At 58.6% G+C, this 18186-nt stretch carries 15 protein-coding genes; 3 read left to right on the forward strand and 12 right to left on the reverse strand.

What is annotated here, in order from left to right:
• Positions 1-2: 2 nt before the first annotated feature.
• The 5 genes from SJY29_RS04805 to SJY29_RS04825 all read right to left on the reverse strand — a co-directional run bounded on the left by SJY29_RS04805 (position 3) and on the right by SJY29_RS04825 (position 6271).
• A complete protein-coding gene (locus tag SJY29_RS04805) occupies positions 3-1289 on the reverse strand; it encodes an ABC transporter substrate-binding protein (protein ID WP_400087467.1) in 1287 nt (428 codons plus the stop codon).
• A gap of 83 nt (positions 1290-1372) precedes the next feature.
• Positions 1373-2449 carry a branched-chain amino acid ABC transporter permease gene (locus SJY29_RS04810; RefSeq protein ID WP_055293217.1) on the reverse strand — a complete coding sequence of 359 codons (1077 nt, stop codon included), beginning with the start codon at positions 2447-2449 and terminating at the stop codon, positions 1373-1375.
• Positions 2450-2496: 47 nt separating this feature from the next.
• Complete coding sequence (locus SJY29_RS04815; RefSeq protein WP_400087470.1) at positions 2497-3492, reverse strand: branched-chain amino acid ABC transporter permease; 996 nt, start codon at positions 3490-3492, stop codon at positions 2497-2499.
• 14 nt (positions 3493-3506) lie between these two features.
• A complete protein-coding gene (locus SJY29_RS04820) occupies positions 3507-4325 on the reverse strand; it encodes an ABC transporter ATP-binding protein (protein ID WP_055293213.1) in 819 nt (272 codons plus the stop codon).
• Positions 4322-6271, reverse strand: a complete 1950-nt coding sequence (locus tag SJY29_RS04825) for an AMP-binding protein (protein ID WP_400087474.1) — start codon at positions 6269-6271, stop codon at positions 4322-4324. The genes SJY29_RS04820 and SJY29_RS04825 overlap by 4 nt, the downstream gene beginning before the upstream one ends.
• A gap of 131 nt (positions 6272-6402) precedes the next feature.
• On the opposite strand from SJY29_RS04825, the gene SJY29_RS04830 reads away from it, so the two are divergent.
• The 3 genes from SJY29_RS04830 to SJY29_RS04840 all read left to right on the forward strand — a co-directional run bounded on the left by SJY29_RS04830 (position 6403) and on the right by SJY29_RS04840 (position 10320).
• Complete coding sequence (locus SJY29_RS04830) at positions 6403-8316, forward strand: PAS-domain containing protein (RefSeq protein ID WP_400087476.1); 1914 nt, start codon at positions 6403-6405, stop codon at positions 8314-8316.
• Positions 8313-9029: a response regulator transcription factor gene (locus SJY29_RS04835; protein WP_400087479.1), complete on the forward strand. Its 717-nt coding sequence runs from the start codon at positions 8313-8315 to the stop codon at positions 9027-9029. Before SJY29_RS04830 ends, SJY29_RS04835 begins: the two co-directional genes overlap by 4 nt.
• Positions 9030-9105: 76 nt before the next feature.
• On the forward strand, positions 9106-10320 hold the full coding sequence (locus SJY29_RS04840; protein ID WP_400087481.1) for an MFS transporter: 1215 nt from the start codon (positions 9106-9108) through the stop codon (positions 10318-10320).
• Here SJY29_RS04840 and SJY29_RS04845 read toward each other — a convergent pair.
• From SJY29_RS04845 to SJY29_RS04875, 7 genes are all read right to left on the reverse strand, one after another.
• Entirely contained in the window at positions 10317-11336 is a 1020-nt protein-coding gene (locus SJY29_RS04845) for an ABC transporter ATP-binding protein (RefSeq protein WP_400087483.1), read from the reverse strand. The genes SJY29_RS04840 and SJY29_RS04845 overlap by 4 nt on opposite strands.
• Before the next feature lie 11 nt (positions 11337-11347).
• Positions 11348-11611: an acyl carrier protein gene (locus SJY29_RS04850; RefSeq protein WP_400087486.1), complete on the reverse strand. Its 264-nt coding sequence runs from the start codon at positions 11609-11611 to the stop codon at positions 11348-11350.
• Positions 11608-12807 carry a dihydrolipoamide acetyltransferase family protein gene (locus SJY29_RS04855; RefSeq protein ID WP_400087489.1) on the reverse strand — a complete coding sequence of 400 codons (1200 nt, stop codon included), beginning with the start codon at positions 12805-12807 and terminating at the stop codon, positions 11608-11610. Before SJY29_RS04855 ends, SJY29_RS04850 begins: the two co-directional genes overlap by 4 nt.
• Positions 12804-14807, reverse strand: coding sequence for a pyruvate dehydrogenase (acetyl-transferring) E1 component subunit alpha (pdhA, locus tag SJY29_RS04860; RefSeq protein WP_400087492.1), 2004 nt, complete (start codon positions 14805-14807; stop codon positions 12804-12806). Before pdhA ends, SJY29_RS04855 begins: the two co-directional genes overlap by 4 nt.
• Entirely contained in the window at positions 14804-16540 is a 1737-nt protein-coding gene (acsA, locus tag SJY29_RS04865; RefSeq protein ID WP_400087495.1) for an acetate--CoA ligase, read from the reverse strand. The genes pdhA and acsA overlap by 4 nt, the downstream gene beginning before the upstream one ends.
• A 97-nt stretch (positions 16541-16637) precedes the next feature.
• The gene (locus SJY29_RS04870; RefSeq protein WP_400087498.1) at positions 16638-17030 is read right to left on the reverse strand and encodes a CBS domain-containing protein; all 393 of its coding nucleotides are present in this window, start codon (positions 17028-17030) and stop codon (positions 16638-16640) included.
• A gap of 183 nt (positions 17031-17213) precedes the next feature.
• Positions 17214-18185 (reverse strand): FAD:protein FMN transferase, encoded by a 972-nt coding sequence (locus SJY29_RS04875; protein ID WP_400087501.1) that lies wholly within the window; start codon positions 18183-18185, stop codon positions 17214-17216.
• Position 18186 lies beyond the last annotated feature (1 nt).

The following is an 18186-nucleotide window of genomic DNA, read 5'->3' on the forward strand; positions in this document are numbered from 1 at the left end:
GCTCAGAGGCAGCCCGGCTCAATGCCGGCCTCGGCCGCGAATGCAGCAGAGTCTTCGGCAACCAAAGGCTGGATCACGCTCATATCGGGCGCGATATAGTCGGTCAGGGCAACCCAGTTGCCCGCAGATGCATCCCACTGCTGCACGATCCCCAGACCGGACCCGCCATGGTTCTGGCAGCTCACACTGAACGCAGGACCGACACGGGCCATGCCCAGTTCTTCCATGCGCGCATCGGTGATTTCCAGTGCTTCCATTCCGTCCCGCACCATCGCAGGGGTCACAGCGGACACGCCGTGGATTTCCTGCGCTTTGGCGATGGCTTCGGCGGCCAGCATCGCGGCGTACATGCCCCGCGTATAAAGCACCGATCCCATGTTCGAACCGTCACCGGCCGCATTGCCCGCGTCGTGGACCAAGGTGCGGATGTCATCAAAGACAGGCAGGTTGGCGTCGATCCGGTTCATGTTCAGTGACTTATAGCCGTTTGCCGCAGCGCCCGCAGGAGTGACGTCATGTTCAGCACCGGCCCACCAGTTGCCGATGAAGTTTTCCATCGGGAAACCGATGTTGGCGGCTTCCTGCACGGCAACCTGGTTCATCACGCCCCAGCCCCACATCAGGACATAGTCAGGGCGTTCACGGCGGATTTGCAGCCACTGTGATTTTTGTTCTTGTCCGGGGTGGTCGACGGCCAGTTGGGTGAATTCAAAACCATGCATTGCCGACAGCTCTTCGAGCGTGCGGATCGGTTCCTTACCGTAGGCAGAGTTGTGGTAGATCAGCGCAATCTTTTTGCCCGACAGATCGCCACCATTCTCCTCCAGAAGGTAGTTTACCATCACCGATGCAGCATCCCAATAGTTCGCAGGGTAGTTGAACACCCAGTTGAACACCTCACCATTGGCAGCAGAGGTGCGACCATAACCCATGGTGTGAAGCGGAATGCCGTCTGCGGTGGCTTTGGGGATCAGCTGATAGGTGATACCTGTGGACAGTGGTTGATAGATCAAAGCGCCTTCGCCCTTGGTGGCTTCATAGCATTCCACACCTTTCTCGGTATTGTAGCCGGTTTCGCATTCCACGATACGGATGCTTTCGCCGCCGATGCCGCCGTCACGGGCGTTCAGCATGTTGAAATAATCCTGATAGCCATCCGAGAACGGCGTACCACCTGCCGCATAAGGGCCGGTGCGGTAGCTCAGATCAGGGATCACCAGTTCCGCGCTTGCCACACCTGCGGCCAGTGTTGCGGTCACGGCCATTGCGGCCAGTTGCTTCAGTTTCATCGGGTTTCTCCTCCCATGGTTGGTCCGATTGTCACGCCGGGGTTTGCCCCGATCTTTAGGCGCGCGCAGAGCGCGCGCCGCATTTAATAAGGGAACGGCCAAAGCCGCAGTTTCTCTTTGGCCAGCCGCCACAGCTGGGCCAGTCCGTGTGGTTCCTTGATCAGGAAGAACATGATAAGTGCCCCCACGATCACCAGTTGGAAATGCGCCACCAGATCGGTGGGCCAGCCCAAAAGATCGACACCGATCAGTTTCAGCACAACAGGCAGGACGACCAGAAACGCGGCCCCTGCAAAGCTGCCGAAGATCGAGCCAAGACCGCCGATAATGATCATGAAGAGCACAAGGAATGACTTCTGGATGCCAAAGGCTTCGCCCACTTCCACTGCGCCCAGATAGACGGCAAAGAACAGCGCACCGGCGATCCCGATAAAGAAGGAAGACACCGCAAAAGCTGTCAGCTTGGCCTTGAGCGGGTTCACCCCGATGATCTCGGCGGCGATATCCATATCGCGGATCGACATCCATGTGCGCCCTAATGACCCGCGTGTCAGATTGCGTGCGATGATGGCGCAGGCGGTCACGAAAACCAGACAGATCAGATATTGCGCCCAGGCTTCTGTATTGGGGCCTGTGACCGGCACACCAAAGACGGTGCGTTCCGGCGCGTTGATCTGGCCAGAGGCGGAGTAGTTGTAGAACCAGCTCACCTTGTTGAAGAGCCAGACAAGAAAGAACTGCGCCGCGAGCGTGGCCACAGCCAGATAAAACCCCTTGATCCGCAAAGAGGGCAGGCCAAAGGCCGCACCGACCGCTGCGGTGATGCCGCCTGACAGAATGATATGAATGACGATGCTGACATCGGGAAAAGACGTCATCAGCTTGTAGCAGGCATAGGCCCCCACAGCCATGAAACCGCCGGTACCAAGGCTGACTTGTCCGCAATAGCCCGTCAGGATATTCAGGCCGATCGCGGCAATCGCATAGATCAGGAACGGCACCAGAATGGCGTTGGCCCAGTAGTCGTTGATCACAAAGGGCACGACCAGAAAGGCAAAGGCGAGGACGGCCCAATACCGGTACCGGTCAAAGGCGATCGGGAAGGTCTGGCTGTCTTCCTGATAGGACGTCTTGAAGTCTCCGGCCTCACGATAAAGCATGCTGGGCCTCCCGTTTGGTCAAATTTGGCTTGTGGGCCATGCGTGGATCAAACCCTCTCAATGATCTTCTCCCCGAACAGGCCCTGCGGGCGGAACACCAGAAAGATCAGCGCAAGCACATAGGCGAACCAGTTCTCGGTCGCGCCACCCACCATCGGGCCGATCATGTATTCAAAGAGCTTCTCACCAACCCCGATGATCAACCCGCCGACAATCGCGCCGGGGATCGAGGTGAACCCGCCCAGCATCAGCACCGGCAGCGCCTTGAGCGCGATCAGCGAAAGCGAGAACTGCACGCCGGATTTCGCACCCCACATGACACCAGCGACAAGCGCCACAAGCCCCGCGAGCGACCAGACCAACACCCAGATGAAGTTGAGTGAAATGCCCACCGACAATGCCGCCTGATGGTCATCGGCCACCGCACGCATTGCACGGCCTTGTTTGGTGTATTGCGAAAAGAGGATCAGGCCGGTCACCAGCACAATCGCCACGACCGTCGCCACCATGTCGAGCTTGTCGATAAAGAAGCCATAGAAATCATCGCCGCCCAGGCCCGATGTCATATCCTCGACCCAGAGCGAGCCGCCCTGTGGCAGGCCAAGCGCCAGCGTCTTGATGTCCGAACCCCACATCAGATCGCCCACACCTTCAAGGAAATAGGCCAGACCGATGGTTGCCATGAACAGGATGATCGGTTCCTGCCCGACAAGATGCCGGAACACGAAATGCTGCACCGCCCAGGCAAAGAAGATCATCACCACCAGCGTCAACAGGATCGCCAAAAGGGCGGGGACCTCCCACCCGAAATGGTGGATATCCGTGCCAAAGACTGCGTTGATCAGATGCGAAAACGGCACCTCGCCTTCCATGATGCCGACTAGCGTAAGGGCTGCAAAAAGCGCCATAACCCCTTGGGCATAATTGAAAATTCCGGATGCCTTGAAGATCAGAACGAACCCGAGCGCCACCAGCGCATAAAGCACGCCCGCCATCAGCCCGTTGATGATAACTTCAATGCCGTAAAGAAAATCAGCTGACATCGCGACCGCCCCCCTTAGTCATGTGCCACCCCCAGATAAGCATCAATCACCTCTTGATTGTTGCGCACCTCGTCAGGCGTGCCGTCGCCGATCTTGCGGCCGTAATCCATCACGATGACGCGGTCTGACAGGTCCATCACGACACCCATGTCATGTTCGATCAGCGCAATCGTGGTGCCGAATTCATCGTTCACGTCCAGAATAAAGCGGCTCATGTCCTCTTTTTCCTCAACGTTCATGCCTGCCATCGGCTCGTCCAGCAGCAACAGCTTGGGTTCCGCTGCCAACGCGCGGGCCAGTTCGACCCGTTTTTTCAAGCCATAGGGCAGGCGGCCGACGGGTGTCTTGCGGATCGCCTGAATTTCCAGAAAATCGATCACCCGCTCCACCGCTTCACGGTTCTCGGTTTCTTCACGTTCCGCGCGGCCCTTCCAAAGCGCTTGCGAAAACAGGCCCGCGTTCATGTGGTTCAACCGGCCCGTCATGACGTTATCCAGCACGGACATGCCCTCAAACAGTGCGATATTCTGGAAGGTGCGGGCGATGCCAAGGCGGGCGACCTGAAACGGCTTCATCGGCGGGCGTTTCTTGCCGCGGAACCAGACCTCGCCTTCCTGCGGGTTATAAAAGCCCGAGATCACATTCAGCATGGACGATTTGCCAGCCCCGTTTGGGCCAATAATCGCGCGGATCTCGCCCTCCTGGATATTGAAAGAAATGTCTTTTATGGCCTCAACCCCGCCGAAGCGCAGGGTGATATTGCGCATATCCATCAAGGTTTCGCCAATCTGGCGGCCATCTTCGGTCACATAAGGTGTCAGCATATCTTTCATTCCGCTGCCACCTTCATTGTCGGGGCGACGATGGCATTGCGGATGTTCAGCGTCGCTTTGATCTTGCCCTTGCGGCCGTCCTCATAGGTGACTTCTGTTTCTGTGTAGATCTCGGTCGCATCGCTATAGAGCGCGTTCACAAGGTCATCGAACTTTTGCCCCACAACGGCACGGCGCACCTTGCGGGTGCGGGTCATTTCGCCGTCGTCGGCGTCCAGTTCTTTGTGCAGCACAAGGAAGCGGTGGATCTGGCAGCCCGCCAGCATTTCATCCTGCGCGACAGAGGCATTCACCTCGGCTACATGCCCGTCGATCATCTCCAGCACACGCGGATGCTGGGACAGCTCTTGATAAGAGGAATAGGCGATATTGTTGCGCTCGGCCCAGTTGCCGACCGCCGTCAGGTCAATATTGATAAAGGCACAGCAGCGGTCGCGGCCAGCACCAAAGACCACGGCCTCAAGGATGTTGGGATAGAATTTCAGTTTATTTTCAACATACTTGGGCGCGAAAAGCGATCCATCCGCCATTTTGCCCACATCCTTGGCGCGGTCGATGATACGCAGATGCCCTGTGCCTTCCTCGATAAAGCCCGCATCGCCCGTGGCGACCCAACCTTCGGCATCTTTGGTTGATGCGGTGCTTTCCGCGTTCTTGTAGTATTCCACGAATACACCGGGTGAGCGGTAAAATACCTCGCCATTATCCGCGATCTTCAACTCGACACCAGGTGAGGGCACACCAACCGTATCCGAGCGCACCTCGCCATCGGGTTGCTGGGTGATATAGACGGTTGCTTCGGTCTGGCCGTAAAGCTGTTTGAGGTTGATCCCCAGCGCGCGGTAGAAATCGAAAATCTCGGGGCCGATGGCCTCGCCAGCGGTATATCCGATGCGAATACGGCTCAGGCCCAGTGTGTTCTTCAGCGGGCCATAGACCAGAATGTTGCCAAGCGCATAAGAGACCCTGTCGGCAAAGCCGACAGGTTTGCCATCCAGCAAGGCGGGGCCAACCCGCCGCGCAACGCGCATGTAATGGTCAAACAACCACTTCTTGAACCGGCCCGCGTCCTCCATCCGGATCATGACCGAGGTCAGCTGGTTCTCGAACACACGGGGCGGAGCAAAGAAATACGTGGGCCCGATTTCGCGCAGATCGGTCAGCATCGTGTGCTCGCTCTCGGGGCAGTTCACGCAGAAACCGGTCCACATGGCCTGCCCGACCGAAAAGATGAAATCCCCGACCCAAGCCATTGGCAAATAGGCGAGGACTTCATCTGTCGGCAGGAGGTGATCAAACTCGGAGGAATTCTTGGCGGTCTCGATCACATTGCGGTTCGACAGCACTACCCCTTTCGGGCGCCCTGTGGTGCCAGAGGTATAAAGCATCACGCTGGTATGATCATAAGTCAGCGCATCTGTGCGGCGCTCCATCTCGGCGCGGTCGCCGCCTTTGGCGGCAATATCTGCATAAGATGTCATATGGCTGTGGTCATATTTGCGCAGACCGCGCCCATCGAGGTAGATTACGTGCTCGAGTGCTGTCACATCGGCGCGGACATCGGCGATCTTGTCCACCTGTTCCTGATCACCCACTACTGCATAGCGCGCGCCGCAGTGGTTCAGCGCATAGGCAATCTCTTCTGCGGCGGCATCCTGATAGAGCGGAACAGGAATGCAGCCCACCTTTTGCGCCGCAACCATCGCCCAGTAAAGGGCAGGGCGGTTGCGCCCGATAATGGCGATATGGTCACCCTCGCTGGCCCCAAGGGTCAGCAGGCCAAGGGCGAAGGCATCAATTTCTTTTGCTGTTTCGGCCCATGTCCAGCTTTGCCAGATGCCGAATTCCTTTTCACGAAAGGCAGGTTTGTCGGGAAAACGTGCAACGTTACGTGCCAGCAAGGCCGGCAAGGACTGTGGTGCATCACGCGACACGTCTGTTGTCATGAAATTCCCCCCCTTCTGACAAGACTAGGGGTAATCTGTGATCCTTGCTAGTTTTCTTCTAAATCCTAACGAATTCTTACAGCGCTCTTTCCGCTGTCACATTGCAAGGCTTTGCTGCTAGAAATTCTGTCATGGGAGTGACCGACATATCGCGCCACGACATGATCCTGTCGGGGCTGAACCTGATCAAGCAGGCGATTTCCTTGCATGACGAGGAACTGCGCCTTGTTGCCGCCAACCGGCGTTTTCAACAGATGTTTTCCTTGCCGGACAGGCTTGTCGCTCCGGGGGCCGAGTTTCGTGATATTGTGATGTACCTGACGGAACAGGGCGAATACGGGAACGTCGATGACATTGCCGGTTTTGTAGATGAAAAGGTCCGTCTCGCCTTTACCTTCAAGCCGCATTATTTCGAACGCACGCGTTCAAACGGAACGGCCATCTCGGTCGAAGGCAGCCCGTTCCAGCAGGGTGGCTGGATTTCGGTCTACACGGATATCACCGAAACCAAGCGGCAAGAGAATTTCTTCCGCTCGCATACCGAAACCCTTTCCGAAAAGCTGTTGCAGCGCTCCGAAGACCTTGCGCTGGCCAACAGGGCCTTGTCGGCCACAGTGAATGCGCTGGAAGTGGCCAAGCAAGAGGTCACGGATAGTCGCGAACATCTGGCACTGATGAACACGATGACACCGGGCCATATCGCGCATGTGAATGCGGCAGGGGTCTATACCCACTCGAACGGCAACCTGCCCACGATCCTGCCTGTGGGTGAGCGCAAGATTGTCGGGCAATCATTTGAAAATGTGCTGGGTCCCTTTGTCTGGGCGCAGGTTGCCCCGCAATTTGCGCGGGTCTTGCAAGGCAAACCGACCACATCGGAAATCCGTGACGAGGCCTCGGGACGTTTCATGCGTCTTGCGATGACCCCCGACATGGCAGGGGATGGCTCTGTTCAGGGGGCCTATATCCTGACTGTTGATGTGACCGAAGAAGTCTCGGCCCGTGCGGCCCTTGCCCATGCGCGGCGCAAGGAGCTGGCCACCCAACTGACCAGCGGGATGGCCCATGATTTCGCCAATCTTCTGACGATCATTCTGGGTCAACAGGCCAAGCTGGATGAGTTGGCGTCATTGCATCCGGCCCTGGCCGAGGTATCCGCGACGATCAATTCAGCGGCGAAACGCGGTGGCGAGTTGATTGAAAATCTCTCAAGGATCGAGGCACATCGCAGCCTCAATCCGGTGTCCGTCAAGGTTGCGGATTTTGTTGCTGATGTGCTGCAATTGGCGCGCGCAGCTGTGCCGGATGATGCTGTGCTGAAGATCAATTATGATATACCCGATGCGCGCCTGACCTTTGATCCCGGCTTTGCGCAGGATGCCATTCTGAACCTTGTTCTTAATGCCGCCGAGGCGCAGGACGGGCCCGCGATGATCACTACGCGCATGCATCGTGCAGCGGACGGGATGCTGGAAATCATCGTTGCAGATAATGGTCCCGGGTTTTCCGAAGACGCGCTCGCCAATGCACTGGCCCCGTTCTATTCCACCAAAAGCGGTAAGATCGGGCGCGGTCTGGGTCTGACAACCGCATTCGATTTTGCCAAATCAAGTGGTGGCACTGTGCGCTTGCGCAATCATGCCTCGGGCGGCGCTGTTGTGACGTTGCGCATACCCTACACACCGGCACGCACCGTTGAGGCGGGGTTGGTGCTTTTGGTGGATGACACGCTTGATGTGCGCCAGACCATGCGCAGTTTCCTGCGCCGCTCGGGGCATGCTGTGGTTGAGGCGGCCTCGGTCGAGGAGGCGCAAAAGCTGATGTCGCTTGAAGGGCTGACACATGTTGTCACGGATCTGGCGATCGGTGAGGGCTCGGGCCTTGATGTCGCGGAGAAAGCGCCGTCAGGCATACCGGTCCTGATTGTGACCGGTTTACCGCCCTCTGACGCTTTGCATCAAAAAGCCAGGGCCGCGCATCCGGTTCTGCCAAAACCCTTCGATTTCGCCACATTCGAGGCCGCATTCTTGAGGGCCAGTCTATGAGCACGCAAGGCTATGTCGCCATCATCGACGACAACCCCGATATCCGACATATGTTGTCGGCGGCGTTGACCGATGCGGGTTTCACGACGCAAAGCTTTGCCCGTGCTGCGGATTTTGAACGCGCGCTCGCCACCAGACAGCCCGAAGTCTGCGTCGTCGATCTGGGCCTGCCTGACAAGGACGGACTAAGCATAGTTGCGGCTTTGGCCAACAGCGCGACGGCCACATTGGTGATTTCGGGCCGTTCGACGCTGCAAGACAAAATCGTCGGCCTTGAACTGGGGGCGGATGATTATCTCGCCAAGCCTTTCGAGATACGCGAAGTGATCGCAAGGGTGCGTGCACTCTTGCGGCGCAAGGCCCCGACAACGGCCAAGAATGAGGCCGAGAAGCTGACGTTTTCGGGTTGGACGATAGATTTTGCGCAATTCAACCTGATCGACGCAGACGGCAACAGCACGCGGGTGTCGGCCAGCGAGGCGATGCTGCTACGCATTTTCCTGTCCCGTCCAAACAGGTTGATCACCCGCGATCAATTGCGCGATGAGTTGAACGAAAAGAGCGACGCGGAGTCCTTTGATCGCGCGATTGATGTGCGCCTCTCCCGCTTGCGCGCCAAGCTCAAGGACAGCACCAAAGACCCCAAGATCATCAAGACGATCTACGGCGCAGGGTATATCCTCATCTCGGATGTGTCCCCCGTCACGGCGTGACCCGAAAATCCGTAACTTTTTGACAGATTTGCGTTTTAAGGGTTGTCTCACTCGCGTTTAGCGTGTCCGGTGTGGCATGAAGTTGAACGGTCCCTTTCTTTTCATCCTGATGACGCTTGTGATCGATGCCATCGGGGTGGGTATCGTCTTTCCCATTATGCCCGATCTGATGGACCGCGTCGGTGCCACCAGCACCGCTGAGGGCGCGTTGCTGGGTGGGATCATGATGTCGGCCTATGCGGCCGCAATGTTCCTTTTCGGCCCAATCATCGGCAGCTTGTCGGATGCCTATGGCCGCAGGCCTGTTCTGATTTTCGCATTGGTGACGTTGACCATCGACTATGTGATCATGGCGTTGGCAGGGACCTATTGGGTTTTGCTTGTGGGGCGTGTCCTGGCAGGGATGGCGGGTGCCACCTACATCACGGCCACGGCCTATATCGCTGATATTGCAAAACCCGAGGAGCGGGGGGCGGCCTTTGGTATGATCGGCGCGGCTTTCGGTGTGGGGTTTGTCATGGGCCCCGCACTTGGCGGTTTGGCATCGGGGTGGCATATCACAGCGCCGTTCTGGATCGCTGCGGTTTTGTCGGCGCTCAATGTGGCCTTCGGGTTCTTCCTGCTGCCTGAATCGCTCAAACCCGAAAACCGGCGTCCCTTCGGGCGGCGCGATCTGAACCCCTTCGGAACTATTATGCGTGCCTTTCTTATTCCGGGACTTGCTGTGCCGCTGGTTTGTATCTTTGTGTTCGAATTTGCCAATATGGTCTACCCGACGCTCTGGGCGTTCTGGGGACGCGAGGTGTTCAGTTGGGACGGTTTCACGATCGGGCTGACGCTCTCGGGCTATGGTATTCTGATCGCAATGGTGCAGGCAGGTATTCTGCCGCGTCTGACGGGGCGCTATGGTGACTACCAGACACTGCTGATCGCGACTGCCGCCGCCATCATCGGACTGGTGGGGTTTGGCGCAACAACTGCGGTCTGGGCGGTGTTCTTGTTCCTGCCCATCGCAGCCTTGTCGGATATGGCGCCCCCTTTGATTACCGCTTTCGCGGCCAATCGGGTGGACGAAGACCAGCAAGGGTTAGTGCAGGGTGTGATCGCATCCTTGTCGTCTGTCGCGGCCGTCACAGCACCGCTGTTTCTGACAGGTGTGTTTGAAAGATCGGTCAATGATGAGGGGCTTTATCTGCCGGGTGCGCCCTTCCTCTTGGCGGCGGTCTGCGTCATCGCCATTGTTCCGCTGATTTTCCGGCTCGATCCGAAGAGGCCGGTCAGCAAACGCTAAAGGCTGATAGGTTCATCAACGATGATCCGGTTGTCTTGCGCATCAAAGAGCACCGCATCTGCATCAGCGAAATCAAAGGCGATGGGCGCGCCGCGCTCGAATTCCCACTGCCCGGGCAACCGCACTGTCAGCTTTTGCCCCGCGCCGACATCGGCGATGACATGGGTGTCGGTGCCAAGACGTTCATGCAACAGCACTTTGCCGGACAAGCGGCCATCTTCGGCAATAAACAAGTGTTCGGGGCGCACGCCAATGCATGCGGCCTCCAGGCCCGGCAGAAGATCAGGTTCGATGAAATTCATCGCAGGTGATCCGATGAAACCGGCCACGAAACGGTTATTGGGCGTATTATAAAGCTCAAGCGGCGCGCCAATTTGTTCAATCCGGCCCGCGCGCATAACCACAATCCGGTCAGCCAGCGTCATTGCCTCTGTCTGGTCGTGGGTGACGTAGAGAATGGGTGTCTTCAGGGTCCGGTGCAGATCGGCAATCTCGATGCGGGTATTCATGCGCAAAGCGGCATCTAGATTGGACAGGGGTTCGTCAAACAAAAACATGCGCGGCTTACGCACAAGCGCACGGCCCAAGGCCACACGCTGACGCTGCCCGCCCGAGAGCTCGGACGGTTTGCGATCAAGATAGTCCGAGAGCGAAAGGGTTTGCGCCACCTCATCAATACGCTGCTGTATCTGCTCCGACGTCATGCCTGCCAGCTTCAGCGCAAACTCAAAGTTCTTGAAGACGGTCAAATGCGGGTAGAGCGCGTAGGACTGGAACACCATCGCAACCTCGCGCTGGGCGGGCGACATTTCGTTCACGACTGTATCAAAAAGCATGATCTCGCCTGCATCGGGTCTTTCCAACCCTGCAATCACGCGCAGCAGGGTGGTCTTGCCACATCCTGAGGGGCCGACGATGACGATGAACTCTCCATCCTCGATGGTCAGGTTCACGTCGCAGAGGACGTGGTTGTCGCCATAGGTTTTCTGGATGTCAGTGAGGCGTAAAGCGATCATCTGGGGCCTTTCTATGTCGGTTTGGCCTGTGTCGTGCTTTGACGGTGCAGATAGGCGAGCAGATCATCAAAGCTGCGCATCTGGTCGTAATCCGCCTCTGGCATCGGCAAGGAAAGCTCTTTGCCCAAAGCAGTGATCAGTGTCATGAAATCCATCGAATCGATGTCGTATTCCTCGCGCAGATCGGCGCCCGTATCGACGTCGTCCAAGGAAATGTCGGGGGCGATGCGCCCCAGATGTCTGATAAGCAAGTCGCGTAGGGGATCGTCAGTCATAGCTGCTCCGGTGTCTGCATGTGTTTGATGATCGTGCGGAGGAAATTTGCCCCCTGGTGTCCGTCACTGACGCGGTGATCGGCGGCAAGGGTAATCTGTGCAAGGCGGCGCGGCTGAACCTTATCGTCAACAACCGCTGGCCGGAGGCCGGGTGTGCCAATCCCGACAATGGCCACCTGCGGCGGAAAAATTACGCCGGTGATGCCGGCCACACCACGGTCGCCCAGACTGGTCAGGGTGATTGTCGGGTCTGATAATTCACGCGCCCGAAACCGCCCCTGACGCACGCGCGTCACAAGGTCTTTGAGCCGTGTCATCAGTGTTTCGAGGTCGTCTTTGTCCGCATCATGCAGGGCAGGGGCGACAAGCCCGCCACCGCGCAGGTTGATCGCCATACCCAGATGCACGGAGTCGGCAGGGCTGAACTGGTCATTTTCGAAATGGCCGTTGAAGTCGGGGTTCTTTCGGGCGGCCAAGGCAACCGCACGGATATAGAGCACACTCAACGCGAGACGGGCATCGGGCGGTTTATCGGCATTGTAGTTACCGATGAACGCCTCTGCCAACGTCAGGTCAATCGTATCAGATAGATAATAATGCGGGATCTCGCGTTTCGCGCGCGTCATTGCCGCCGAAATCGCCTGCCGCATCGCAGAGAGGGGTTCCGTGTCGGGTTTGTCCCTCGCTTCGGGAACATCGGCAAGTGAGATAATCCTGCCTGTGCCGAGGCTTGCCAGATCAAACCCTGTTTGTGCGGCCCGTCTGCGGGCGGCGGGACTGACGCGCTGGCGGACCGGTTGTGACAGCTCCTGCGGCGGTTCGGCAGGTTGCTCTGGCGCGGCGGGCGGCTCTTCCGGTGTTGTCGGCGGCGCAACGGGATCTTCGGGCTGCGGGGCCTCTGGCGGTGGTGGTGCAGGGGCCGGATCGGCGGGTTGCGGGACCGCGGGTTCGTCAGGGTCTTGGCTGGCACGGATCATCGCAATGGGCATTCCGACAGGGACTTTCGTGCCCAGCGGGACCAGCCATTTATCCAGAAACCCGTCTTCGAAGACTTCGATTTCAATAACCCCTTTCTGGGTCTCAACCGCTGCGATGATCTCGCCACGCGTGACCGCGTCGCCAGGGTTTACGAGTTGTTCAACCAAGGTTCCGTCCTCCATGTCTGCGCCAAGAGAGGGCATGAGGAATGTACTCACGGCTTATTCTCCATGACCTGTTTTACTGCGGTAATGATGCTGTCCACTTGCGGGATGGCCGCCTGTTCAAGGTGGGCCGCATAGGGGATCGGCACCTCGGCGCTACAGACCCGCGCGAGCGGCGCATCAAGGTCGTAGAACGCATCCTCGGCCAGTTGCATCCCGATTTCGGCTGCAAGGCTCCCTGTGCGCCAGCCTTCATCCACCATCAACGCCCTGTGGGTGCGGGCAACCGAGGCCTTGATCGTTGCCATATCCAGCGGTCGCAGGCTGCGCAGGTCAATCACCTCGGCAACAATACCGTCGCGCGCCAGCGCTTCGGCGGCCTCAAGCGTTTTGAACAGCGATCCGCCATATGTGATCAGCGTGATATCGCGCCCCGCACGCCGCACCACAGCGCGGTCAATATCAACGGGGCCTGCGTTCTCGGCCAGTTCGCCCGTGCGATTATACAGCATGACATTTTCAAAGATCAGCACCGGATCGGGATCTTGCAGGGCGGTCCAAAGCATCCCGCGCGCATCTTCCATGGTGGCAGGGGCCAGCACGCGCAGGCCGGGAATGTGGGCATACCAGCCTTCCAGCGAGTGCGAATGCTGGGCGGCCAGTTGCTTGCCCGCACCTGTTGCCATGCGGATCACCACGGGAACGCCGAACTGGTTGTTGGACATATGCCGCAGGGTGGCGGCTGTGTTCATGATCTGATCCAGCGCCAGCAAGGAAAAGTTCACAGTCATCACCTCGACAATCGGGCGCATACCCGCGATGGCCGCCCCGATACCCGCACCGGTAAAACCGGATTCCGACAAAGGCGTATCGCGGATACGGTCCGGACCGAACCGGTCAAGCAGGCCCTTGCTTACGGCATAGCACCCGCCGTAATGGCCCACGTCCTCACCCATCAAAAACACAAGGTCGTCGCGGGTCATCGCGTCCGTGATCGCCGCTTTGACAGCCTCGCGGTAGGTGGTCTCGATCATCTTTCCCGGCACTGCGACTTCGGGCGGGGCGGGGCGGTCAGGGGCCATGACGAAATGGGTCAGATGATCCAGCGGTTCATCCGCGCCAGCCTCGGCAAATGCCACGGCTTCACCGATTTCAGACGCGATCTCGGCCTTGATTTCATCGATGTCATGCGCGTGCAAAAGCCCGCTTTGCATGGCCCATTTCTGAAACCGCACAATCGGGCCTTTCTCGCGCCATGCGGCCACTTCCTCTTTGGGGCGATAAAGCTGGGCATCGAACATGGAATGGGCGCGGAACCGGTATGTGCGGCACTCCAGAAAGTAGGGCTTGCCGGTCTCCGCGATGGTTTGCAGGGCCCTGCGGGCCGCGGCCTCGACAGCAACAACATCCATTCCGTCAACGGCTTCTGCCGTAATGGCATAACTCCGCGCTTTGGTTGTGATATCAATTTCGGCCTCGGTCAGGTCCAACCGTGTGCCCATCGCATAGCCGTTGTTTTCGCAGACAAACAGAACCGGAAGTCCCCACAGCTTGGCGAGGTTCAGGCTTTCGTGGAATTCCCCCTCGGCGACAGCGCCTTCGCCAAAAAAACAGGCGGTTGTCGCTTGTCTGCCCTGCATGCGATCGGCAAGCGCAAGCCCAACGGCAAGCGGCAAACCGCCCCCCACAATCGCATTCCCGCCATAGAAGTTGCGATCCGCATCGAACAGATGCATCGACCCGCCGCGCCCACCCGCGCAGCCATTTGATTTGCCGTACATCTCGGCGAGCACAGCCCCCATGGGCACACCGCGTACCAGCGCATGGCCGTGTTCGCGGTAGGTCGCAACAAGCCTGTCGTGATCCTCCAGCAAAGGAATGATGCCCGCAGCGATCGCTTCCTCCCCGTCATAAAGATGCAGAAACCCGCGGATTTTTTCCTGCGTATAGGCCTCGGCACATTTCTCCTCGAACATGCGGATACGCAGCATGCTGTGCAGCAGTTCGCGCACATGGGCGCTATCAAGTCGGGGTTTTGTGCGGGTCACGGTCATGTCTCGTCACTCTCCAGCGTTGAAATATCGCCCTCGGGCAGCCCCATTTCGCGGGCCTTCAAGAGGCGCCGCATGATCTTGCCACTGCGTGTTTTCGGCAGGTTCTTACGAAAGGCGATCTCTTTGGGGGCAACCGCGGGTCCCAGCCGCTTGCGGGCATGGCCCAGCAGATCAAGACGTAGGTCATCGGTTGGCGCATAGCCCGGTTTCAGAGCAACATAGGCCTTGACCATTTGCCCGGCGGTTTCATCCGGCAGCCCGATCACCCCGACCTCAGCGACGGCTTCATGTTCCATCAAGGCACTTTCCACCTCGAAAGGGCCAATCAAATGGCCCGCACTTTTGATCAGATCATCGGCGCGGCCCACAAACCAATAATAGCCGTCGGCATCGCGCATCGCGAGATCGCCGCTGAGATACCAGCCATCCTTAAAGCACTTCTGATAGCGCGCTTCCTCATGAAGATAGGCCCGCATCATCGACGGCCAGCCGGGGCGCAGCGCCAGTTCACCCATGGCCATTGGCGCGGTCAATTCGGTGACAGTATCGCCCGAAACCTCGACAATTCCCGCGGTAATGCCGGGCAGCGGTTTACCCATAGAGCCGGGTTTGACATCCATCGCGGCGTCATTGGCGATCATGATGCCGCCTGTCTCGGTTTGCCACCAATTGTCGTGGAAGGGCATCCCGAAGGTGTCATTGCTCCAGATCACCGCCTCGGGGTTCAATGGCTCGCCCACGCTGGCCATGAACCGCAGGTCCGGAAAGCTGCGCACGCCAATGGCATCGGCCCCGGCCTTCATCAACATACGGATGGCTGTGGGGGCGGTATACCAGACGTTCACGCCCTCGGTGCTGAGGATGTCGTACCAGCGCGTCACATCAAATTCTGCTTCATCCACGATCATTGTGGCGCGGTTCGTCAGCGGCGCGATGATCCCGTAGGATGTGCCCGTCACCCAGCCCGGATCGGCCGTGCACCAGTAGACATCACCGGCGCGCAGATCGAGGGCGATCCTGCCGGTCGTATCGTGGGCCACAACGGCTTGGTGCACATGCACCACGCCTTTGGGTTTGCCGGTTGTCCCTGATGTGAAATGCAGCAGGGCAGGGTCTTCGGGCAGGGTCAGAGCGGTTGTGAATATGTCCGGGGCCGCAGCCATCAATGGCGCAAGTTCGGTCGTACCGTCTGCCGCACCGTCAATGGTGAACACATCCTTGAGGGTTGCCACGGTATCACGGATACCAGCGACCTTGCGTTTATAAAGCCGGGTGGACGTGACCAGCGCGCGCGCTTCACCGATCTGCAAACGCGCCTGAACAGGCTCCGGTCCAAAGGCGGAAAACAAGGGGCAGAAAACGCAGCCTGCTTTCAGTGTACCAAGTGCCGCGATGTAAAGCTCTGGCACGCGTCCCAGCAGGCTATAGACCGTGTCACCCTTTTTCAGCCCGTGCGCGTGCAGGACATTGGCAAAGCGGTTCGCTTGCTGCGCGAGGTCAACATATGTGTAGTCGGTGCGATTGCCTGCCTTGTCGATCCAGCGCAGCGCAACCTGATCACCGTGCCCCGCCGCCACATGCCGGTCGAGTGCTTCGTGGGCGATGTTGAGATGCCCGTCAGGCAGACCATCCAGCAATGCTTGTGCGTCTGACCAATCGAAACTGTCGCGCAAAGCATCATAGTCAGACATGTTGGCTTGGGTCGCGGTTTTGTGGATGCGTTGAACAGGCATGGTCCTCCTCTCCCTGCCGCAGATTGCAGCACTTGAGACGGAGTCTTGCACGTCAGATGCGCGCGGCATTGACCGATATCAATTCGGCAGTGGCGTCTCAGCCGAACCGCGTCAGGAATGCCAGTATATCCGAGCGATGGACAAGACCCACAACCTGACCGGCCTTCAGCACCGGAAAGACACGGTGCGGTTCTTTGACAAACATCTCCGCGATACGAATGACTTCATCGGTGACGTCAACACAGACCACGTCGCGCGACATGAAATCGGCAACCTGACCGGTCCATTCGCGGTGATAGCTGGCATGCAGTGTCGGGCGGAAACAGTCCTTTTGGGTCAGGATGCCAACGAGGTTCCCGTTTTCATCAAGCACAGGTGCCGCTGGCGTCTTGGCGTCAACCAGAGCAGCAACAGCGCGCCGGATCGGTGTCTCGCCGGTCAGTGTGATGATATCGGTGCGCATGATCGCACCGATTGTGTATTCGGTCATGTCGGTTCCTTTCGTGCGCCGCGCCGTCGCAACGGGCAATCCGCACACCGCCCGACAGCAAGATCATCTGCCGCACCGCAACTTGTCCGCGCCGGACTCCGCCCCAGAGCGAGCCCGAGACCGATCCCACCTGCAGCAAGGCTGACAATGACAATGGCGAACAAGACTTCCAATTGACGCCCCCTATAGAATGAACTGGGAGATCTGGCCTGTGCGCAAGGCCCGCAACGTACCTTCCTGTTCGATCAGGAAAAGCGCCGTGATGTCTTGCGTCGTAGCAAGGTCCGGACCGGCGCTGGCACCAGCCGCACATAATGCCGTGGCCCACCCGTCAGCGGTCATGGCGTCGGGCGCTACGACGGTCACAGATCGCAAACCACCCGCCGCAGGGGCGCGCGTCAGGGGATCAATAATATGGCTATAGGTCCGCCCGTTGAGTTGATAGCTCTGGGCCCGCGTACCGGATGTGGCAACAGCGGCCCCCGTCGGCAACCTAAGCACCGCAGGTGCGCTGTGCATTGGCAATGGCGCCTCAATGGCGACATGCCAGTCGCGGCCTGCGGGGTGTTGTCCCTGTGCATAAAGCTCTCCGCCAAGGTCTATCAGTAGGTTGTCAAAGCCCGCGTCGCGTGCCAGCCCAGCAGCACGGTCGAGTGCCCAGCCTTTGGCAATTCCGCAAAGATCAAGCGTCAGATCAGCGCGCGCCCCTGTCAGTAGATCGGGACCGACCGACAACGCCCGCCAATCCGGTGCGCTGCCTTGCATCACAGGGCCAAAGCCCCACTGCGCGACCAACGGCCCCACCGTGGGATCAAAGGCGCCCTCACTTTTGCGCGCGATCTCGAGTCCAGCCGTTGTCACCTCTATGAACGCAGGATCGGTCGCGCCGGCACGACCACGATTGAACCGGCTGATTGTGCTGTCGGATCGCCACGGGGAAAACACCCTGTCGATGCCATCAAATAACTGCTGAATGTCTGCGGCAAGTTCCGATGCGCCGCCGCCATCGGGTGCGCTGATTTGCCAATATGTGCCGAACGCTGCGCCCGACATGATTTCGACAGGGGCCGCAAGGCCGACACGCGGCGCCAGCAGCGCGGCGCCGAGCATCGTCATTGCGCTGCGGCGGGAGGGCTGAAAGACAGTTTGCATCATG

Source organism: Yoonia sp. R78084 (genome assembly GCF_044595625.1).
Lineage (GTDB): Bacteria > Pseudomonadota > Alphaproteobacteria > Rhodobacterales > Rhodobacteraceae > Yoonia.